The organism is Litchfieldia alkalitelluris, from assembly GCF_002019645.1.
Classification (GTDB): domain Bacteria; phylum Bacillota; class Bacilli; order Bacillales; family Bacillaceae_L; genus Litchfieldia; species Litchfieldia alkalitelluris.
This window is the reverse complement of sequence record NZ_KV917374.1, coordinates 4,397,791-4,419,607: the sequence shown is the minus strand read 5'-3', so window position 1 is coordinate 4,419,607 and position 21,817 is coordinate 4,397,791. Positions and strand designations below refer to the sequence as shown.

The 21,817-nt window shown below is 35.7% G+C and carries 22 protein-coding genes; 17 read left to right on the top strand and 5 right to left on the bottom strand.

Translation table 11 applies throughout. The features are described from left to right. Nucleotides 1-99: 99 nt before the first annotated feature. A complete protein-coding gene (locus tag BK579_RS20805) occupies nt 100-345 on the top strand; it encodes a hypothetical protein (RefSeq protein WP_078548814.1) in 246 nt (81 codons plus the stop codon). Between the two features lie 1,191 nt (nt 346-1,536). Here the strand turns inward: BK579_RS20805 and BK579_RS20795 are convergent. Next, entirely contained in the window at nt 1,537-2,067 is a 531-nt protein-coding gene (locus BK579_RS20795) for a DUF6241 domain-containing protein (RefSeq protein WP_078548811.1), read from the bottom strand. A gap of 335 nt (nt 2,068-2,402) precedes the next feature. Here BK579_RS20795 and BK579_RS20790 point away from each other — a divergent pair, with 335 nt between their 5' ends. Then, nucleotides 2,403-2,726, top strand: a complete 324-nt coding sequence (locus BK579_RS20790; protein WP_078548809.1) for a 2Fe-2S iron-sulfur cluster-binding protein — start codon at nt 2,403-2,405, stop codon at nt 2,724-2,726. A 34-nt stretch (nt 2,727-2,760) separates the two neighbouring features. On the opposite strand, the gene BK579_RS20785 is transcribed toward BK579_RS20790, so the two are convergent. Further along, nucleotides 2,761-3,777, bottom strand: a complete 1,017-nt coding sequence (locus BK579_RS20785) for a hypothetical protein (protein ID WP_078548808.1) — start codon at nt 3,775-3,777, stop codon at nt 2,761-2,763. Between the two features lie 333 nt (nt 3,778-4,110). Here BK579_RS20785 and BK579_RS20780 point away from each other — a divergent pair, with 333 nt between their 5' ends. The 12 genes from BK579_RS20780 to BK579_RS20720 all read left to right on the top strand — a co-directional run bounded on the left by BK579_RS20780 (nt 4,111) and on the right by BK579_RS20720 (nt 17,001). Continuing rightward, nucleotides 4,111-4,632: a type 1 glutamine amidotransferase domain-containing protein gene (locus BK579_RS20780; RefSeq protein ID WP_078548807.1), complete on the top strand. Its 522-nt coding sequence runs from the start codon at nt 4,111-4,113 to the stop codon at nt 4,630-4,632. A 195-nt stretch (nt 4,633-4,827) separates the two neighbouring features. Then, nucleotides 4,828-5,661: an EAL domain-containing protein gene (locus BK579_RS20775; protein WP_139365133.1), complete on the top strand. Its 834-nt coding sequence runs from the start codon at nt 4,828-4,830 to the stop codon at nt 5,659-5,661. A gap of 1,134 nt (nt 5,662-6,795) precedes the next feature. Beyond that, a complete protein-coding gene (locus BK579_RS20770; RefSeq protein WP_078548804.1) occupies nt 6,796-8,268 on the top strand; it encodes a SulP family inorganic anion transporter in 1,473 nt (490 codons plus the stop codon). Nucleotides 8,269-9,364: 1,096 nt separating this feature from the next. Beyond that, the gene (locus tag BK579_RS26970; RefSeq protein ID WP_078548800.1) at nt 9,365-9,562 is read left to right on the top strand and encodes a DUF6199 family natural product biosynthesis protein; all 198 of its coding nucleotides are present in this window, start codon (nt 9,365-9,367) and stop codon (nt 9,560-9,562) included. 175 nt (nt 9,563-9,737) lie between these two features. Beyond that, a complete protein-coding gene (locus BK579_RS20755) occupies nt 9,738-10,589 on the top strand; it encodes a Cof-type HAD-IIB family hydrolase (protein WP_139365132.1) in 852 nt (283 codons plus the stop codon). A gap of 58 nt (nt 10,590-10,647) precedes the next feature. Next, nucleotides 10,648-11,028 carry a nuclear transport factor 2 family protein gene (locus BK579_RS20750; RefSeq protein WP_078548798.1) on the top strand — a complete coding sequence of 127 codons (381 nt, stop codon included), beginning with the start codon at nt 10,648-10,650 and terminating at the stop codon, nt 11,026-11,028. 91 nt (nt 11,029-11,119) lie between these two features. After that, nucleotides 11,120-11,911, top strand: coding sequence for a Nif3-like dinuclear metal center hexameric protein (locus tag BK579_RS20745; protein WP_078548795.1), 792 nt, complete (start codon nt 11,120-11,122; stop codon nt 11,909-11,911). A 90-nt stretch (nt 11,912-12,001) separates the two neighbouring features. Further along, a complete protein-coding gene (locus BK579_RS20740; RefSeq protein ID WP_078548793.1) occupies nt 12,002-12,916 on the top strand; it encodes a hypothetical protein in 915 nt (304 codons plus the stop codon). Nucleotides 12,917-12,949: 33 nt separating this feature from the next. Then, nucleotides 12,950-13,576 (top strand): hypothetical protein, encoded by a 627-nt coding sequence (locus BK579_RS20735; protein WP_078548791.1) that lies wholly within the window; start codon nt 12,950-12,952, stop codon nt 13,574-13,576. Nucleotides 13,577-13,615: 39 nt separating this feature from the next. Continuing rightward, nucleotides 13,616-14,788, top strand: a complete 1,173-nt coding sequence (locus BK579_RS20730; RefSeq protein ID WP_078548788.1) for a DUF4350 domain-containing protein — start codon at nt 13,616-13,618, stop codon at nt 14,786-14,788. After that, complete coding sequence (locus tag BK579_RS20725; protein WP_078548787.1) at nt 14,760-15,689, top strand: AAA family ATPase; 930 nt, start codon at nt 14,760-14,762, stop codon at nt 15,687-15,689. The genes BK579_RS20730 and BK579_RS20725 overlap by 29 nt, the downstream gene beginning before the upstream one ends. Continuing rightward, on the top strand, nt 15,640-17,001 hold the full coding sequence (locus BK579_RS20720; protein WP_078548784.1) for a DUF58 domain-containing protein: 1,362 nt from the start codon (nt 15,640-15,642) through the stop codon (nt 16,999-17,001). Before BK579_RS20725 ends, BK579_RS20720 begins: the two co-directional genes overlap by 50 nt. Here BK579_RS20720 and BK579_RS20715 read toward each other — a convergent pair. Then, nucleotides 16,979-17,965 (bottom strand): stage II sporulation protein M, encoded by a 987-nt coding sequence (locus tag BK579_RS20715; protein WP_078548782.1) that lies wholly within the window; start codon nt 17,963-17,965, stop codon nt 16,979-16,981. The genes BK579_RS20720 and BK579_RS20715 overlap by 23 nt on opposite strands. A gap of 449 nt (nt 17,966-18,414) precedes the next feature. Here BK579_RS20715 and BK579_RS20710 point away from each other — a divergent pair, with 449 nt between their 5' ends. From BK579_RS20710 to BK579_RS20700, 3 genes are all read left to right on the top strand, one after another. Then, nucleotides 18,415-19,218, top strand: a complete 804-nt coding sequence (locus BK579_RS20710; RefSeq protein WP_078548780.1) for an RDD family protein — start codon at nt 18,415-18,417, stop codon at nt 19,216-19,218. A gap of 103 nt (nt 19,219-19,321) precedes the next feature. Beyond that, a complete protein-coding gene (locus BK579_RS20705; protein WP_078548777.1) occupies nt 19,322-19,594 on the top strand; it encodes a hypothetical protein in 273 nt (90 codons plus the stop codon). 80 nt (nt 19,595-19,674) lie between these two features. Then, nucleotides 19,675-21,000 carry a S41 family peptidase gene (locus BK579_RS20700; RefSeq protein ID WP_078548774.1) on the top strand — a complete coding sequence of 442 codons (1,326 nt, stop codon included), beginning with the start codon at nt 19,675-19,677 and terminating at the stop codon, nt 20,998-21,000. Nucleotides 21,001-21,111: 111 nt separating this feature from the next. Here BK579_RS20700 and BK579_RS20695 read toward each other — a convergent pair whose 3' ends face one another. Further along, entirely contained in the window at nt 21,112-21,498 is a 387-nt protein-coding gene (locus tag BK579_RS20695) for a hypothetical protein (protein WP_078548771.1), read from the bottom strand. A 13-nt stretch (nt 21,499-21,511) separates the two neighbouring features. Next, the gene (locus BK579_RS26160) at nt 21,512-21,703 is read right to left on the bottom strand and encodes a hypothetical protein (protein WP_204524745.1); all 192 of its coding nucleotides are present in this window, start codon (nt 21,701-21,703) and stop codon (nt 21,512-21,514) included. Nucleotides 21,704-21,817: the final 114 nt, after the last annotated feature.

Sequence of the window (21,817 nt, the reverse complement as noted above, 5' to 3'; positions counted from 1 at the left end):
ACTAAGTAAAACAAGTATTTTATTAGGTACTGCACTTTAGACTTTCCTGTTTTTAATTTACAATTATTTAGTTAAATTTATATATGAAAGGTGAATGAAATGAAAATTGATGTATCGGATTTTATTGAAAACATGGAAGAAATGACAAACGAGGAATTAAAGCATGCATACGGACTTGTAACGACTTTATATTTGAGTCTTACGGAATACTCCACAAAATTCTATGGTATTGATGAATATTTCCGTACTCAAGTAGACATGATTGCAGACTACCTGATTAAACATCGTTTTAACAATGAGCTTGCACAGTATAATGAATTTATGGGTATCACTAAAGAAAAATAATTACTGATGAAGCAACGTCATTTAGGCGTTGTTTTTATTATATTTTTCAATATTAAAATTCAATATGATATACATACAATTAACTGTTGATTTATGTTATTAGTTCGATTATGATAAACAGACAATTTTATCTATGAGAATACATTAATCAATCGTTGATATTATGCGGTTTCCACTCAAAATAGAGATGATGTTCGCCAAGTTTACCATAATGTGGATTTAAGTGAATAAAAAACAAAGAAAAATGGTCGTAAAGTTACATTTCAACTTTACGACCATTTTTGTATATGCCTACCCTGAAAAAAGAAAAGCGGAAGGCGCTCGTTCATCGGCGACAGGCATAAGGCAAGCCGGCTGGAAGGTTGCTCTTTAACCTTCTAGATGGATTGACTTATGACCCCGAGCCGATAGCGCCTGGAGCTAGACACTAAGCTAAGTATAATTTTTCATACTCCATGGTGCTAATTTTAATTAGCATAGATGTCTACCCTGAAAATAACTTAGTTAGAGGAGTTCCATGAGCTGCGATCCACTTGCTTTCCGCGGGGTGGTCCGTGAGCCTCCTCGTCGCCAGGGGCGGGCTCCTGTGGGGTCTCACGAGACCACTCGATCCCGCAGGAGTCAAGTGGCTCTCCGCTCATTCCACACTGATGAGTAAACATTTTCATTCACCATGGTGCGAAATACTTATTTAGCATGGATGTCTACCCTGAAAATAAATTTGGTTGTGGAGTTCCATGAGCTGCGATCCACTTGCTTTCCGCGGGGTGGTCCGTGAGCCTCCTCGTCGCCAGGGGCGGGCTCCTGTGGGGTCTCACGAGACCACTCGATCCCGCAGGAGTCAAGTGGCTCTCCGCTCATTCCACACTGATGAGTAAACATTTTCATTCACCATGGTGCGAAATACTTATTTAGCATGGATGTCTACCCTGAAAAAAGAAATGCGGAAGGCGTTAGTTCATCGGCGACAGGCATAAGACAAGCTGGCTACAAGGTTGCTCTTTAACCTTCTAGGGTGGATTGACTTAGAACTGAGCCGATAGCGCCTGGAGCTAGACACTACGCTGAGTATAAAGTTTTTTCATAGCCCATGGTGCGAATTTAATTAGCATAGATGTCTACCCTGAAAATACTTAGTCTCGGAACTCCATTCGCTGCTAGTCTAACCACTTTTCACCCTCCCGTGAATGCTTATCTAAAATTCCTTTCAATAAATTGCTGTTCCTGTTTTGTACTTAATATCCCTGTAGCTCGACCGACATTCCCGCCTTGTAGCTGCCATATTTTATTATGGTCTTTATCCACTTGACTAAAGTCGCCTTTAGCCCAACGAGTAAGTATATCTAAATAGATTGAATCGTGTCTGTACTTGCTTTTATTTTGTTCAACTACTTCGGTTAGACGAAGGACTCTTTCATTCGTCAGTTGAATGGCACCCCATTTTTTATCAGCTTTCACTTTTTGATGACTCATTTGGTGGATGGCGTGTTGAACAGCACTCTCACTCATCGTATCCTTAAATAATTCTTTTGCAGCTTCTTGTGCTACTTCAGGATTTTGATTATCTTCCTCTGAAACAAAGTTTTCTGTTGTTCGATTGGTTTGGACCATGTCTACATTGCCTGTTTCATTCCAAGCGGACCTCTCAACCACCGTATATGTAATAAACCCAATAGAAACAACAACTGCGAATATAAGTGCGCTGAGGTTAATTTTATTCATAACATTAATCCCTCAAAACATCTATAAGTTTGGTTGAACATAGCATACTTGAAGATTTTATTATCTAGTAATGTCATGTTTTCCCTCCTGTCGAAAGTGGATTTGATATTGCTGCTAGGAAAATAGTCCATTCCTATTTAATCACTTTAAATCTAGTTATAAGAATTCTTGAACTTTCAACATAAACTGAATTGTTTGTAATTTTGATATACATATATACTAAAATAGATATTTTTTGCTGGCAACTATTTTCCATTTAAAGTTAGTTGTGTTGAAATAACAAAATTTTGTCAATACCATTAAAGCAAAAAATATTTTTAAAAGGGGTGCACCTATTGCCATATGTAACTGTTGTAGGAGAAGAAGGCATGTTTGAGGTAGAAGAAGGAAAAAAACTTGTCTTGGCTTTGGAGGATAATGGTATACAAATTTTACATCGCTGTGGTGGAAAAGCGAAATGTACAAGTTGTCGTGTTGAAATCTTAGAAGGTGAGTATCAAGACTTAACCAATATCGAAAAAGATGCATTTGCCCAAAAAGGGATAGAAGATCATTTACGGCTTTCCTGTCAAATACGAATTGAAGGTGACTTAACAGTAAGACCAATAATGACCGTTGAAAGCTCCGGGCTAGAACCAGGACCAAGGCCAACCGAATAAAAAAAGTGCCATTATGGCACTTTTTACTGAATAACTAGTTATTAACTGTCTTGTTTAATTCTATTACATGTGTTTCCGTTTGTAATCCAATAGATGTTTTTAAATCTAAGACATCGATGTTCATTTCAATTTTTTCAACAAACTGAGAATCTGGTAAATCCTTTAAAATCTCAGCAAACGAAAAAGAAATGATATTAAGTGAATCATTGTTAGTGATTGTTAAAACCTCTTGAAAATATTCTTGTTCATCTAAATGGATGGTTGCGTTTAAGCGATAAGCCATATTCTTTTTGGGAGTAATATTGAAATTAACCGTATTTTCGTTTATAGCATTAAGGGTTGGGGATATGAAGTAACGGTCTTCTTCAACGGAAATATTTGTTACTTCTTCTAAATATCGTTGAAGTTCTTTATTTTCAAGAACATTTTTCAATTTTTGGTTATCGTGGATTGTTTTACGGTAGAATGCTTCGTTGCTATAAACATCTTTAAGTTGAACTTCCTTTGTAGCACCATATAATAACACATAATCATCTGCGGCAATTTCCTGTGGATACCACATATGCCCGGATGCAGTGTAGTTCCAGAATGCATCCCATCTGATTGAATCATGATCAAGGCCTCGAAGCTTTGACCAAGATGAAAAGGGGAAATGATGTTCTTTTAGATGATGGTAAGTAAAATGGTGTCCATATTCATGAGAGAGCGTTCCACTAAATTCAGCTGGTTCAAGGAATGTATCACCATTAAATAATGTAATAGAGTTCGTTAAAGAAAAGTATTGTCCTGTAATCAAGGGATTGGAAGCATGACCTCCACCTCTAACTCGGATTTCTTTTAGTAAATGTATTTCTTCACCGTGCTTATTTTTTATTAGCTCCATATACAGCCCTTCTAGTTTTGACTGATTCCAATTTTCTGTATAGCTTAAAAATTGAATCCCCTCAGGAGAAGTATATTTTGCATAATAGCTAGAATCATACGAGATAGGATTAAAACTTAATAGAAAGGGTATAAACAATAGTAAAATAGCAAGTTTAATTTTAATCATAAAATCACTTCCTTCCTTATAGTGATTTTAGCATGTGACTATTAAAATATAATTGGTAACCTATTTCCATTTTGATTTAAAAAAACAAAAAAAGATGCCCTAAAAAGGACATCTTTTGCGTATTGAGGCGTTAGACTGCACTCCACATAGTGCATTGCCAAAGGCGTGTCTAGCGACTTACACAATTCAGCTCATCGCTTAATTAATATACCATGATGGTATAAGTAGTACAAGAGGAAAATAAAGGTGAATGTTTCACCGCCATTTCGATTATTTGCAATTCCCTTTTTTTTGATCCAAAATGATAATTAAATAGAAGTGAGGAGGATTTTCGTGAAATTAAAAGGTAAAAGAGTCATTCAACTTGTAAGTGATGAGTTTGAAGATTTAGAGCTTTGGTACCCAGTTCTTCGTTTAAGAGAAGAAGGGGCAGAGGTGACTATTGTCGGTGAGAAAGCTAATGAGAAATATATTGGAAAGTATGGGGTTCCAATTGTTTCTGACTTAGCGTTTAAAGATGTAGATGCAAATGACTATGATGCGATTTTAGTACCAGGTGGTTGGTCACCTGATAAATTGAGAAGGTATGATGAAGTATTAAGCATGGTAAAAACAATGGACGATCAAGAAAAACCGATTGGTCAAATTTGTCATGCAGGCTGGGTGCTCATATCAGCTAAGATTTTAAATGGTAAAAAAGTAACAAGTACACCTGGGATTAAGGATGATATGATGAATGCAGGTGCTACATGGTTAGATGAACCAGTTGTAGTAGACGGTCATCTTGTATCAAGTCGTCGTCCACCTGATTTACCGGATTATATGAGGGAATTTATTAACGTGTTTTCTAAGTAATAATTGGGACATCAATGCTAATTTTTAAAATATAGCTTGAACAAAAAAGATGGAGAACCACATTGGGTCTCCATCTTTTTTGTTTTCCGCATTTACAAACCTGAAACGAATGATTTACAAAATATTTAGAAATGAAAAGCTAATTGTATACTATAATGGAAGTGTATTCGACAAAAAACAACAAGAGGGATCCCTATGATGAATAAGCACAACTATTTAAACTTTATCCTCTTTTTATCCTCTAAACGACACGACCTATTTCAAGAGTTTAAAAAAAGTGAAGAGATAAAAGAATTAATGAAGCATGAAAAAGTGAGCACATTTTTTCAACCAATTCTTTCTCTTGAAGATGGTTCCACAGTTGGATTTGAAATATTAAACCGCCCTTATATGACAAAATTATTTCCAACAACAGAGTCCTTTTATAACTATGTTGGTAGGAGCTCTAATGTGGTTTTAATTGAACATTTTTTACGTGAGCTCTCTCTAGCTAGGTATTCGGAGCAAGTACAACAATTAAATGAAAATACTAATCAATTAGTATTTTTAAATATACAATCTCAGGTGCTAGCTGACCCGTCTTATAGAAGTGGTAAAACATTGGAGTTACTTGAAAAATATAACCTGTCTCCCAAAAATGTAGTGTTAGAGCTTACTGAAAAAGAGGCCGTGTTAGATTATAATCGCTTTGAGATTATGATAAATCATTACAGAAAACAAGGCTTTCGCATTGCTGTTGATGATGCAGGAACGGGATATAACAGCTTACAGACCCTCATTAATATAAAACCAGAATTTATCAAAATTGATAAATCACTAGTTCGCAATATAAATACGCACCCAGAGCAACAATACTTAGTAGAGATACTTCTAAGATATTCCTTACAAACGGAAACAAAGGTGATTGCGGAGGGGATAGAAACCAAATCAGAATTTAATTATCTGAAAGATCTAGGGGTTCATTTGGGACAAGGGTATGCATTAGGTAAACCATTTTCTAAACCAGCAAATGGAAAACTCCCTTTGTAAACTTTTATTTGCCGTATTTAAGATCCTTAGGTGTTGGACTCTTTAGTTTTTTTGAGGATATTCCGTAAATACGATATTCTATTGATTGGCTTATTCAACGGTCAGTAATGTGCAATAAGCAAGGCGGATGCGTAGTAGGTCTTTACTAAGCATTAAATAAAAATAGAGGGAAAAATTCCCCTTAATTCATAAATAGTATTGAAAATAGATTAAATAGAGGGAGAAATTTCTCTTATTTGCCTTGAAGTACATGAAAATAGGTGATTTTGCTTTATATAAGGGGAAAAACTCCCCCTATTTACCCCAAAACCTGCTATAATCTACAATTAACGGAAAAATTTTCCCTTATTTTTTATCGCTAGTTACCCAATTAAGAACATGCCTTTTTTTGTTAGAACCACATTTAGATGTGATACGGGGAGCCATATTACAAGTAATGAAAATAAAGAATTTAATGTTAAGCAGTCGGTATTATGACCGAAAATAAATTTAATTTATACTACACAGCAAACCATTTCCTAACTACTCTAATTTTGTGGAACTAACGTATTTAAAGTAACAAGGCGTTAGTTGTATAAGATTTTGATTTAAGAGCAAAAGGATCAGATTGTATTGTCTGATCCTTTTTTTTCTTGTTATTTGTATTGCTAATTCGCTTGCTAAAACCAGTGTTAATTAACCTACGAATTAACGTTTTCTCCCTCTCAACCGAACGGGTTGGTGTTAGACCTCAAGGGTTTATTTCTTTTAAAATACAGTTTTTAGAGAAGTAAAAAGTTTTTTTCTATAATTAATTAAAGACTTTATTTTTGAACAGCTATTTATGACAGTTTTATGAAAAGAGATAGAATTTGAGAGAAAAATAAAGGATATAAGAGAAAAATACGTTTGATATACGCTTACATGACGATTTGATTTTTGTTTAACTTGTGGTAAGATTCAAATGTTCAAAACGGTCCCGACTTTCATGAGAGTTGAAAGTCATTTGTAAATGGTTTTTTCATGGGCATTTATTGCGATTCTAACATTTGTAGAGGTGGTACTTTACTAGGTAAAGGTGGTTAACTCTAAACTGTTCGAAGCCAACAAAGTTTATGAAAATAGCCTAAAACATAGAACAAGGAGAGAAAAAATTTGAATTTACAAACAATTAAACAAGAGTGGTTTGGCAATATTAGAGGAGATATTCTCGCTGGTATTGTTGTTGCACTAGCATTGATCCCTGAAGCAATTGCTTTTTCTATTATTGCTGGAGTGGATCCGATGGTAGGTCTTTATGCTGCGTTCTGTATTGCAGTCGTTATTGCTTTTGTAGGTGGTAGACCTGCAATGATTTCTGGAGCAACTGGTGCGATGGCATTATTAATGACCACGTTAGTTGCTAATCATGGGTTACAGTATCTATTTGCTGCAACGATCCTAACTGGTATTCTACAGATTTTATTCGGTGTGTTTAAATTAGCTCGTTACATGAAATTTATACCACGTTCTGTAATGGTAGGATTTGTCAATGCACTTGCGATTATGATTTTTACTTCTCAACTTCAACACTTTGTTGATGAAAAATGGCAAATGTATGCCATGGTTGCAGGATCACTAGCTATCATTTATCTTTTACCGAGAATAACAAAGGTTGTTCCTTCACCTCTAGTTGCCATTGTCGTCATTTCAATTATTGCTATCTATACTGGAAGTGATGTGAGAACAGTTGGAGATATGGGTGAACTTACTCAAGCACTACCATTCTTCGCAATTCCAATGGTTCCATTTACATTAGAAACCTTAATTATTATTTTCCCATATGCGCTTTCATTAGCACTTGTTGGCTTATTAGAGTCACTACTAACTGCTTCGATTGTAGATGATATGACAAATACAGGTAGTGATAAGAATAAAGAAAGCCGTGGACAAGGGATTGCAAACATTGTTACTGGATTCTTTGGTGGAATGGCAGGCTGTGCAATGATTGGTCAGGCAGTAATTAATGTAAAGTCTGGTGCTCGAGGAAGACTTTCTTCTTTCGTTGCAGGGGTGTTCCTAATGTTCTTGATCATGGTATTAGGTGGAGTGGTTGTTCAAATTCCAATGGCGGCACTTGTTGGTGTCATGATCATGGTTTCTATTGGTACATTTGATTGGGCATCTCTTAAACTACTTAAGAAAGCACCACTTACAGATTCAATCGTAATGGTTGTTACAGTTCTAACTGTAGTGTTTACACACGATTTATCAAAGGGTGTATTTGCAGGGATTATTCTAAGTGCAATTTTCTTTGTGGCAAAAATTTCAAAAGTATCTGTAACAAGTGTGATGGATGCAGCAACAGACAAACGAATTTATCGTGTAACAGGGCAGGTCTTCTTTGCTTCAGTAACAGATTTAGTTAATAGCTTTGAATTTAATGAGAAAGCTAGAAAAGTAGAAATCGACTTCACACAAGCACATGTTTGGGATGATTCAGCTGTGGCAGCAATCGATAAAATTGTGATCAAATTCCGTGAACATAATGTGGATGTATCGATATTAGGTTTAAATGAACATAGTTCTACTTTAGTTAAGCGACTAGCTGTGTATGATAAGCCCGGGGCTAAGCTTTCAGGGCATTAAGATATAAGAATGATTTAAACAGGATTTGTTAACTCAAATCCTGTTTTTTTATTTTCAGCTATGGTTGATTGATGGTGAATGGAATGAATATCGCGGGGATTGGAAGTTAACGTGGAGGAGTTTGATTAGATAGTAATCATAAAATGAAGTTAGATCGGAGGAACTTGAAGTGCAGAGGTTGTTCCTCCCGGATCCAAAAGCTGTCCCAAGTCGGGTTAAGTTCAGACAGGTTGAGTCCCACATCTTTCATTCCCTTTCTCGAGCATTTGGCATCAGAAAGGGACAGACAACATCTTTCATTCCCTTTCTCGAGCATTTGGCATCAGAAAGGGAATCAGACCACACCTTTCATTCCCTTACTCGAACATTTGCATCAAAAAGGGAATCAGACCACACCTTTGATTCCCTTTCTCGTGCATTTGGCATCAGAAAGGGAATCAGACCACACCTTTCATTCCCTTACTCGAACATTTGCATCAAAAAGGGAATCAGACCACACCTTTCATTCCCTTTCTCGAGCATTTGGCATCAGAAAGGGAATCAGACCACACCTTTCATTCCCTTTCTCGAGCATTTGGCATCAGAAAGGGACCACACCTTTCATTCCCTTACTCGAACGTTTGCATCAAAAAGGGAATCAGACCACACCTTTGATTCCCTTTCTCGTGCATTTACATCAAAAAGGGAATCAGACCACACCTTTCATTCCCTTTCTCGAGCATTTGGCATCAGAAAGGGAATCAGACCACACCTTTCATTCCCTTTCTCGAGCATTTGGCATCAGAAAAGGGAATCAGACCACACCTTTCATTCCCTTACTCGAACATTTGTATCAAAAAGGGAATCAGACCACACCTTTCATTCCCTTACTCGAACATTTGTATCAAAAAGGGAATCAGAAACATCAAAAGCTTCTGCGAGGTTAAGACAGTTAAGCCTTCTAACGCTAAAGCTGTCTGAAATTAATCCTAATTGGGTCAGCTCAGGAATCTCAAATTTAATCGTGATAATATCTGAAACTTCAAAAAATAACGAAACCTAATTCAGCAATAAACGTATTTATAATATACGAGCAAGATGATCAGGAGGAAGAGAAATGGTTCTTTTAGGCATAATCCTATTTATAATTGGTCTTACTATGATCATAAAACCATCTTTTATTTGGTTAATCGCAGAGAGTTGGAAGTCAGAGGATGCTACTGAACCTTCAGGATTGTATCTCATGTCCACCCGCTTTGGAGGAATTATGTGCTCTTTGGTAGGGATCTCTTCTATCGTGATAACTTTTCTTTAGGTCTTTAGGCTATTTTTCTAGTCTTTGTTGATTTTAAAAATCTTTAGAAATTAGCAGCAATCTTTCAGAAAAGAGTCATTCTAGAAAACCTGAAATTTTTCCACTTATTGAGAGAAAGGATTCCAAGCTGTATACTTACCCCATAGACATTTTATGTAAAACAGGAGGTTTTGTAGTGGGATTTAAGCCAAAAGCCATCTTCTTAGATATGGATGGTACCATTTTAAATCATCAAAATAAGGTTAGTATTCATACAAAAGAAATTATCGATGAGCTTAGAAGTCAAGGGATTTTTGTATTTATCGCAACAGGCAGAGCTCTAGACGAAATTGAAGGTGTAGTTCCTCAAGGGTTTCAAGTAGATGGCTTCGTTACATCAAATGGGATGGCTGGCTATGTAGGGAAAGAACCAGTTTTTGAACATTCACTTTCATTAGAGTTGGTAGAAATGGTTATACAAAAAGCTAGGAATAGTAAAGTATATTATGAACTTTTTCCTTATGGAGCACCAAGGATAACATTAAAACAGGATCAACCATATGTGGAAAATGAAATTAAAGATCCGAAGCCTGAAAGTGTCGGAATTAATGAGTGGCTGTCTAGAAAACAAGCGATTAAAGAAGAAATTGCTTGGGAAGCACAAATTAAAGGAAATAAATTCTCAAAGTTTTACTTTTTTGCACGTACAACAAAACATATAAACGAATGGAAAGCTGAACTTGAACAGTTAAAGCATAAAATAAACTTTACGACGTCTATTTCTTCAGCACATAATGTCGAATTAATGGTCGCCAATGTAAACAAAGCAACAGGAATTAAGCAGATGTTAAAGCATTTTAATATAGAAGAGGGAGAAATCATGGCCATTGGAGATAGTGACAATGATTTGCCAATGCTGCAGTTCGTTAATTATGCTGTAGCGATGAAAAATGCCCCAGATCGTATTAAAGCAATAGTAGATGATGTCACAGAATATACTTGTGATCAAGACGGAGTGTATCATTATCTGTCAAAGTTTAAAGATTAAATCGAGTATAACTGCTCGATTTTTTTTCAAACACCAATAAATCATTAGGAGAAAAGGCATGGATAGTACTTTAAAAGAACATTTAAAAGCGCTAGAGGAAAGTCATACAAGATTAGCAGTTCGACAGAGTAGAGAAGAAATGGATCAAATCCTTGCTGATGAGTTTTTTGAAATAGGAAGTTCAGGGCGGATGTTTGATAAAAAGGAATGCCTAGAAATGGGTGTCGTTTTAACTGAAATGTCTCTACATAACTATGAAATTTATCCATTAGCTCCGGATGTGGTGTTATCTACTTATTTAATAGTAGATACAACTAGGAAGCGAAATACTTTACGTAGCTCGATTTGGAGGTTGATTGATGAAAAATGGCAATTATATTTTCATCAAGGGACCATTACTGATATAGAGTTAGATGAGTTCTTGAAAGATGGTCGGTAGAAAAGATGTCAATTCATTTTTAGTAGACAAATCAAAAGAACAAAGCTTATGCAAGCATCAAATGTAAAAAACATAACGGAGGAAAAGGAATATGGGGATTACAGTACAAGACGTAATAAATCACTTAACTAGTCCGGTAGGGGAAATTGAAAACACCGTTGATACATTGAAATTTGGTACTCCAACCATGGATGTGACTGGAATTGCAATTACATTTATGCCAACCTATGATGCTATAAAGAAGGCGGTTGAATTAGGTGCAAATATGTTAATTACACATGAAGGGTTATTTTATAGTCACTGGGATAAAACAGAGCTAGAAGATGATCAAGTGTATTTAGAAAAATATAACTTAATTAAAGAGTCAGGAATAGCTGTATTTAGAAATCACGATTACATACACCGCTACCAGCCTGATGGTATTATGCAAGGGTTACTTCAATCATTACAGTGGGATTCTTATGAAGAGCAAAACGAACCGGTTGTATCCATTGTCGAAATTCCTACAATGACTTTGAAGGAAGTTGCCGAATATCTAAAAAATAAATTAGATATTAATTATGTCCGTTCCATGGGAAATCCTACAAAGAATTGTGCTCGGATTGGCTTGTTGGCTGGGTATCGAGGTGGTGGGTTGACAGCTATTCCTCTTTTTGAAAAGTATAATCTTGATCTGATTATATATGGGGAAGGTCCTGAATGGGAAACCCCGGAATATGTTAGAGATTCAATTAGTCAAGGACGAGATATATCATTAATTGTTTTAGGTCATGCCGAAAGTGAGCAGCCTGGGATGGTGTATTTATCGAAACAGCTGGAGAAGGAATTTCCAACCATACCCATTCGTTTTATCTCAAATAAGCCATGCTTTGACATTTTATAAGTGGTTTGAATTACCATTTTTTTCTTTAAATATACCAAAATAATGTTAAAATAAGCGTTATAGATTATTAAATTATAGGGGGCATGCTGCATGAATAACCAGTTTACAAGTCCAAAAGGCTTTGGAGAAATTTTGGACCATACCTTCCGATTGGCTAAAAATCGGTTTAAAGATTTTTTTATGATAATGATTATTTTAGTTGGGCCCATTTATCTACTGCAGGCAATTATCCAAATGTTTGCTGGCACTAATCTTTTTAGAGAAACAGGAACAGGTGGGGCTTGGTATGAGCAAATTATGACTAGCTTTGAAGACCCAGCTTATATTGGAGAAACGCCAAGTTTGGTTGGAGAACTAGGGGCAGTTTTTGTAGGTCTTTTAAGTTTAATTTTACTTCCCGTTGCTCAAGCAGCAATCATGTATGCAATCAATCATATTAAATTTAATGAAGAATATACAGTTGGTTCAGTCATTAAAAGAGCATTTTCTAGATTTTGGCCTATTATTGGTAGCAGTATCTTATTCGGCTTAATCCTATTTGGATTAATTGCTGTTCCGTTAATCGTCATTACAACTGGCGGGTTTATTTTGTCAACGGCAAATCCGATGTTAGCTATAGGGCTTGGTATCATCATCTTTTTAGGGAGTGCAGTCGGAATTGGTTTTTTAGTGACAAAATGGAGTTTTTATTTTGGTTCGGTTGTTATTGATGAAGAAGCACCAGGTCTTACGAGAAGCTGGCATTTAACATTCGGTCGTACTTGGATTCTTATGGGTATTTTTATTATATTTTATTTAATTATTAGTAGTGTAAGTTTTGGGATTGAATTAACTTTTGGTGCTATTTTCGGAAATAGTGTTTTATTTACCCTCATTGTTAACCTTGTTTCACTAATTACAACGATGATTTTATCAGTGGGATATACCATTATGTATCTTGATCTAAAAACAAGACATGATGGAGATGACTTAAAAGAAATGATTGAACAATATGAAATTAAATAACCTTTTCTTGGTTTAAAGTTAGGTGAACTATTTATGGTTAATACCGAAGATGCTAGAAAAGAGATTGCAAATATACTAGATGGAAAAGAATATCAAATGTACCAACCACGGTCAAAAGGGTTTTTTGAAGCTCTATGGGACCATATTGAAGGGTGGATTGCTGACCTCTTAATGAAGCTTTTACCGTCGGTCGGTGCTTCTAGTGGTTTAGCTTCAACTATTCTTATTGTTCTTATAATCATTGTCATAGTGATTTTGTTTATTGTTGTATTTCTTAGCTTGCGACGTCGAAAACGAAATAGAATATTCCATGATAATCAACCACTTACGTCTAAAAATGAGATGCAATGGTCGTATTTAAAGCATTTAAATGAAGCTGAATCACAGGGAGAATTAGGCGAGTATACAAGATCAACTCGTCATTTATTTTTAGCGTTGCTTCTTTATTTTCATGAAAAGGAATGGCTTTTAGCTAGAATTTGGAAAACAAATTGGGATTATTATGAGGAGCTTCAAAAAGTTAGTCAATCAAGCGCCAATAAATTTTATAATCTTGCCTTGTTATTTGATGAAATAACTTACGGGGAACGTCTGGTAGATCACCAAGGATATTTACAATATCAAAAAGAAGTACTTTCTTTAATTGAAAAAAATAATTAGGACATGCTGGAATCCTAGGAGAAGGAGGTATGGAATCACTTGCAGCTATCTAAAAATAAAAAAAGTTGGCTTATACTAGTAGTCTTAATTCTCGTTTTTTTAGTGATAAGCTATCTGTTGCTTTCGCGAACACAACCAAAGGAATATCCAAGCTATGTTTCCCACTCACCTTCTCCGACTGGGGTTAAGGCCTTTTATACTTATTTAGAGGATAAAAATGACTCAGTCAAAAGGTGGTCACATTCACCTCAACTACTCAATAGTGAAGAGGGACATAAACTACTAATCATGATTGAACCAACTTTTATTCCTGAATCAAGCCAAATGAAAGAGTATATTGAGTTTATGAAGAATGGAAATACAATCGTATTGCTGAAGGGAAATCCTCATGGAATGTTTAATATCAAAACATATCCCGTAGAAATGGATATTCCCTTGGATCAAGAATACATAACTATCGAAAATCAAGCTGGTACGTTTTACAAAGCTCAAAGAAATTTAGATTTGAGATTACAACAAGAAGATGGAGACAAAGCTGTACTAACAGACGAGTATGGATCAATCGCGGTAAAAAGAGCTTTTGGTAGTGGTTCATTAATTGTTTCTAGTACACCGGGTTGGATAACCAATGAGTCCATATTAGACTACGACCATATCGAACTTATCCTTTCTTTAATTAAGGTTGAAGGAAATCAGTCTATCTTGTTTGATGAATTTGTCCATGGTGGGAAAAATGGGTCAACATTCTTAACCATCTATCCAACATGGTTTTTAATATTATTGCTTCAGACAGGAGTTTTCATCTTTCTGTGGCTATGGATGAAAGGAAAACGGTTCGGTCCAATACTAGTATCGCGAGAGGAATACGTCCGCTTTAGTGATGAAGGTATAAGGGCATTATCATCATGGTACATTAGAGGGCGTATGTATAGTAAGTCGTTAAAAAACCAAGCAGAATATGTAAAGGTTCTTTTACAAGAAAAATGGGGAATTCCCTCAAGTAAGGAGTGGGAAGATCTCATAGATGTCTTTGAAAAACGAACAAAGTATATCAATAGAAACGACATTGAGTCCTTATTAAAAGGATTGATGATGATATTAACAAAAGAAAAACTAACGAAAAAGGAATTTTTACATTGGTCGAAAATAGTAGATCAACTAAGGAAAGAACTGGAGGCCGAAAATGAACAAAGAATTAGCAAAACTAATTGAAGAGTTTGACCGTCATATTATCGGTCAAAACTCTAATTTAAGACTATTAGTAACAGCCGTTCTGGCAGGTGGACATGTGTTGTTAGAGGGAGTGCCAGGAACAGGAAAAACACAAATGGTACGTACACTTGCTAATCTTTTAAATGGAGAATTCAACCGGATTCAGTTTACACCTGATTTACTCCCAAGTGATATTACTGGAAGTACCATTTACAATATGAAAGAAGGAAGCTTTCAGACATTAAAAGGTCCAATTTTTACGAATATCTTATTAGCAGATGAGATAAATCGAACACCAGCAAAAACACAGGCTGCATTACTAGAGGCGATGGCCGAGAAACAAGTGACCATTCAAGGTGAAACGTATCCATTATCAGATGTCTTTTTTGTTGTAGCTACTCAAAATCCAATTGAGTTTGAAGGGACATATCCGCTTCCAGAGGCCCAGCAGGACCGCTTTTTATTTAAATTGAATATCGATTTCCCTTCTTTTGACGATGAGAAAAAAGTACTGAAGCAAGTGATTGAAAATGAGCTTCAAGTAGATAAAGTTCGTTCAATCCTTGATATGGAAACTTTTTTAACGATAAGAAAAGAGATTGAAAGAGTGACTATAAGTGATAGTGTGATTGATTATATTACGAAAATTGTTCGCAGTACAAGGGAGTCCGAATCGATTCGTTTTGGAGCAAGTACGAGAGCAAGCATTTCAATTGGTAAGGCAGGGCAAGCTTGGGCATATTTGTTAGGTAGAGATTATGTTAGTCCAGATGATGTGAAAAAGGTTGTCCGTCCTGCTCTTAGACAACGAATTCAATTATCGCCACATTTGGAATTGGAGGGAGTGACGATTGACCAAGTCATTGAAGAACTTGTGGGAGCGGTTCCTGTTCCGAGATAGAGGTATTGTACCAACAAAGAATTTACTTATTCTGTTTTTACTGTTTTCAACAGTTTTCATCATCTTAGCCTTTCTCAGAGATTTATCATGGACTTTGGTGTTGTTCTTAAATTTACTTTTTATATCGATTAGCTTTATTGATTTAATGTTGCTCCCGAATAATAAGCAACTAAAAATGAAACGTAACCTCCCAGAAGAAATGGAAAGAGGACTTCCGTATTCTATTAATCTTGCTATAGATAATAACTCGAGCCATCCCATTGGATACCGTATCATTGATGGAATACCGCAATCATTTAGAAGACCATTTCCATTAACTGGGGAATTACGTCCAAACTTATCAATCGTACAATCATATGAAACAAAAGCACCGGTAAGAGGGGATTATAAGATACAAGAATTATATTTTCGTTTTCGTAGTCGAATCGGATTATGGGAAAGGCAAATTACCTTTAAACAAGAAGATACAGTGAAAGTTATACCTGATTTAACTGAAACAAAGCAATACTTAGAAAATGCTCAACGTTATTTAATGTATGAGGGAGTGAAAATTCGTAAACAGCAACAAGGTGTCGGTGAGTTTTCGAAAATTAGAAGTTATGTTGTTGGAGATGACCCCCGCAAAATAAACTGGCGTCAGACTGCGAAATTATACGAAGTGATGACCAATGAATATGAGCCAGAACATGGAAAATATATTACAATTTTAATTGATTGTGGAAGAATGATGGGGGCAGAATTAACAAAAGGTAATCGCTTAGAAAAGGCGTTAGAGGCGGCGTTAGTTGTTGTTGCTGCGGCACTGCAAAAAGGAGATTATGTTTCTGTGCTTGCATTTTCAAAGAATGTGAAGGTATTTGTTCCTGCTGGAAAAGGTATGGCACATTTACATAAGATTTTATACTCGATTTACAACCTTCAAGTGGATGCAGTTGAAGCGAATTATGGGGAAGTGTTGCAATACTTGCAAACGGTTCAGAAGAAACGTAGTTTAATCTTATTATTTAGTGATGTTCGCACCTTTCTACATGAAGAAAGTGCGCTAATTTACCTGAAAAAGTTAAGACAAAGACATCTCTTTTTGATGATTGGTATTGAAGATGAAACATTGCGGACTAGAATACAAGAAGAGCCTCATAATGTTCAAGCAACAATGATTAAAAGTGTAGCACAGAAGCAGATGATTCTGAAAAAACGCGAAAAAATCAAGTGGGAACAACAAGGCCTCCAAATGTTGGAGGCCCGGGAGGAGCAACTTGCAGTTTCTGCAGTTTCTTCCTATATACAAATTATGAACCGTGGTCTTCTATAGGCTTACGAAGACGGCCTAAGAAAACAAACTTTCCTACTAAAATATATAAAAATAGGATAATGACAGTTAGCAATGCCACGATATACTTCGCTTCAAGAGAGATAGCGGCAGGTGTGATAAACCCTTCGATCACACCTGCAATAACAAATAGTGGAATCGTTCCTAATAAAAGTTGAACAGACCTTTTCGCCTGTTGCTTTAGCTGAAAAGCTCTTGAATATGGTCCAGGTACGAAAAGCTTATAACCCATTAACAATCCTGACCCACCAGCAATAAAGATGGCAGTTAATTCAATCATACCGTGCGGGACAATATAGGCCCAAAATTCATATGTCTTTCCATAATGCCAAAACAGGGCAGCAAGTGCTCCAATAATGATACCATTGTAGATTAGTAGGTAAACCGTTAAAAGTCCAAAGGTAACCCCTCCAGCAAATGCTAAAATGGCTACCTGAATATTATTTGTCATAATGCTCGCAGACATTAGTGAAGAATCTACAGCACCATCGCTTTTACCTAACAGTTCAGGGTTAACCGCTTGAGAAATGTTATCTGGTAAGATTGAATACATATGCAGAGAATCATTTGCAACAGCTAGAAAACTTCCAATTGCTCCTACTGTAAATAAAATCATAGCTATAATGATGAATTTCCATTGTTCCAGAAATAATCGAATGAACGTGGAACTAAAAAAGTGTTTAATTTGCTGAAAACTGGATATTTGGTCCTTGTATAATAGGTTATGAGATTTTGAGACAAGTCCATTTAAGTAAGGAGTTACATCATCTTTTGGAAAATAGGTCTGGCTATATGATAGATGTTGAGCGGCTTTTTGGTATAAACGATGAAACATCTCAATATCGTTTTCGGTTAATTCTCGTCTTTTTTTATTTAAATTTGTGAGTAGCTGTTCTAGTTGTTTCCATTCTTCACGGTGTTGTTTAACAAACTGTTTGACGTTCATTCTGACACCAACTTTTATATGTATTTTTACTTTTTTTTGTTGTTTTATTAGATGGAGTAAGGAGTCCATCCTGAAATTAACTTAGTTAGCGGAGTTCCATTAGCTTGCGATCCACCTGCTTTCCGCGGGGCGGTCCGTGAGCCTCCTCGTCGCTTTCCTGAGCTCCTGAGGGGTCTCACGAGACCGCTAGATCCCGCAGGAGTCAGGTGGCTCTCCGCTCATTCCACTATGGAAGACATTTTTCATACTTCATGGTTCGATTGTAATCAGCATAGAAGTCTACCCTGTCCACATATTTACACTAAGTGAGCAACATTTTCATTCTCCATGGTGCGCAAGTTCATACATGAATGCCTACTGGAAAAAGAAGTATATTTTTTTATTATAATAATATTCTCTTAAAATAGAAACACTTCTGGAGTAAATCAACTTGAAATGAGGTTATTTTTTTGAGCGAAGATCAAATTAATATAAAAACACCCGAGTATGTATCCATTCAATTTCAATCAGCTGGACTAGGAAGTAGAGCCTCAGCATTCATTATCGACCAATTGATCTTAATGGCTGTAAATACAGTGATTTTAGTGATTATGTTTATTGTGCTTGCCGGTCAGTCAGAATTTTTCTTTTTTTCAGCATTAACAACAGCACCTGTAGCTATTGCCATCATTCTTATTTTTATCGTCAATTGGGGCTACTTTTTTGCGTTGGAATTCTTTTATGGAGGAAGGACAATCGGAAAAAAGATAACAGGCATACGTGTGATCCAAGAAAATGGTCACAGTATAACTGTACTCTCAAGCTTTATCCGAAATTTCTTGAGAATAGTTGATTCGCTTCCAACAGGATATTTAGTGGGAATGTTGATGATCTTTTTTCACTCAAAGCACAAAAGAGTAGGCGATTTAGTAGCTGGTACAATTGTTGTTCATGAACGAAAAGCAAAAAGTAAAAAGAAGTTGAGTCCAATCGAAAAAGAAATTGAGATAAGAGGGTTAACACTTGAACATTTGGTCATTGAAGAGTGGAAATTAAAAACATTGGGTCAAAAGGAATATGACTTAGTGAAAACCTATAGTCAACGCCTTTTGCAATTACCGTCTTACGAAAGAAATGAATTTACCCTTAAAGTAGCAAACATTTTGTTACCAAAGCTAGGACTAGAAGTAGAAGGAAAGAATGACAGTGAAATGGAAAATGCACTTTTAGTTTTGTATTTATATCTAAAAGATGAATGGGAGTTTGAACTATAAAAATAGTAATTAATAAGGGGGATATAGTGAGAAAAATAGGCATACTTAGTTTTTATTAAGTTTTGTATTGGTGAGTTGTAATCTTTTTAATAGTAAAGAGATTGTGAATAGGGATGAAGGTCAAGAAGATCACGGGATATTAAACTCGTTTCAAATCAATGAAAATTTATCTTTCGAAGAAGTAGAGGATTTAGTGTTATTAGGAAAGATTTGGGGGTATCTAAAATACTACCATCCTAATGTCGCAAAAGGTGATTATGATTGGGATGCTGAATTAATGAAGAACCTTCCTGAAATTCTTCATGCCCAAAACAAAAAGCAAAGAGATGATGCACTCGTTAAGTGGATTGATAGTCTTGGAGAGAGTTTGAGGTAGGAGCTAAGGAAGACCTTCCAGCAGATGCAAAAATCACTCCTGATTTAACGTGGATTGAGCAAGCAAGTTTTAGTAATGAGTTGAGAGAGAAACTTTCGACAATCCTAGCTGCACGCAGAACAGGGCAAAATGCATATGTTTCTTTATCTGAAGAAGTTGGAAACCCTGACTTTCAAAACGAAGAAGATTATTTTGGTATGAGAAATCCTGATGCTAATTATCGTTTACTCACATTATATCGATATTGGAATATCATTGAGTACTTTTTCCCTTATAAGAACTTAATTGAAGAAAATTGGGATGATGTTTTAAAGGAATTCATTCCAAAATTTATTGAGTCATCAAATGAACAAGAATATAAGTTAACAACTTTAGAGTTAATTGCGAGAGTTCATGATACACATGCAAATATCTACAGCAATGAACCAACACTTGAACAATATTGGGGTGAAAATTATTCGCCTATAATCGTTTCATTTGTGGAAGAGAAGGCAGTTGTGACGGGTTACTTTGATGAAGAGCTAGGTAATCAAACCGGAATGAAAATTGGCGACATCATTACACATATCAACGGAAAAAAGGTAGACGACATTATTAAAGCCCAATTAAAGTATATCCCTGCTTCTAATTTCTCAACAAAATTAAGAGATTTAGCGACTAAATTATTAAGATCTAATGATGAGGTTCTTTCTATTAACTATTTAAGAAATGGTGAAGAAGCTACAACAGAGCTGAAAACGTATAAGGCACAAACCTTAAATGTTAAAAACTACAATCCCTTTCAAGTGGATAAAAAATCTTTTCAAATGGTAGTTAACGATATTGCGTACCTTTACCTGGGTAATCTTATGAATATAGACTTACCAGAAATTATGGAAAAAGTTTTAGAAACAAAGGGATTAATCATTGATTTGAGGGGTTATCCGAAGGAATTTGTTTTATATACTCTTGGAGAATACCTGCTATCACAAAGCCAAGAATTCACTACGATAACTGGCGGAAGTATAAAGCAACCAGGTCTTTTTACAATCAGGGATACATTAACGGTTGGAAGTGACAATAAGAAATATTATCAAGGTAAAGTAGTTATTCTTGTCAATGAAATGACCCAAAGTCAATCTGAATTCACGGCAATGGGTTTTCAAACAGTTCCAAATGCGACGGTGATTGGAAGTGCAACGGCCGGAGCAGATGGTAATGTGTCATTCTTTACTCTTCCTGGGGGAATAAGAACGGCAATAAGTGGGATTGGTATCTATTATCCGGATGGAACGGAAACACAGAGAATTGGAATTGTACCTGATATAGAGGTTCAACCAACGATTGAAGGAATGGTTGATCAAAAAGATGAAGTGCTTGAAAAGACAGTAGAAATTATAAATGCAAAAGACGATTCAAGTAATTAGACTAAAAAAGGACAAAAAAGTTTCAACAAACGTTTTTGTCTTTCTTAGTTTTGATATGAATCTCTTCTATTCCATCTTTGTTAAACTAAAAAGTAACATAGAAAAACTAGTTTATCCTTCGAGTAAATGCCCATAATACCAAGTCTGACCATCATGTTCCACAATTAAAATCCCTGAATAAGCATCCTCCGAAGTTGAATATATTTTTGCTCCAACTGGTAGTTTTGTAGCATAAAAGTCTTTGAACATAAAACGGCTGTCTGTTTGTTTAATAATTTCGCCGACGAGCTGCTTTTTCGTATATTTCTCTTTATCCTCTTGAAACCATTCGAGGTCGGTATAATTTGCATAGACTTTTCCGTTATGGTATTGAAGAATATCTGCATCATCGTCATTTTTCATTGCATCTCTTGCAGTGACTCTCCCACCATCGGCATAGCAGGCGGTAAGGAGAGATAACATAAGAATCACTAAAATAATACTCATCTTTTTAAACATCTACGCCATCCCCCTATTTTTTTAGAAAGACTTTTTCATGCCCGTTAGAATCGTCATAAATAACTGCAACGACCTGTCCATCTTTATCTAGATTAAATTTAAGAGTTTCATCGATAAACTTTGTTTTGAAAATGAACTGGTCTGTCTGAATTAGCGGGAATTTATAATACACTCCGTATCTTTTGGCGGTTTTCAAGTACAGCATATTCTGCTTTTCTGTTATTTCTAATATTTCACTTTCAAACTGGGCTATGAAGATACAATTAATCATTTAAGAGATTATGGAATAGGGTATTTCGGAAATAACCATGCATATCGT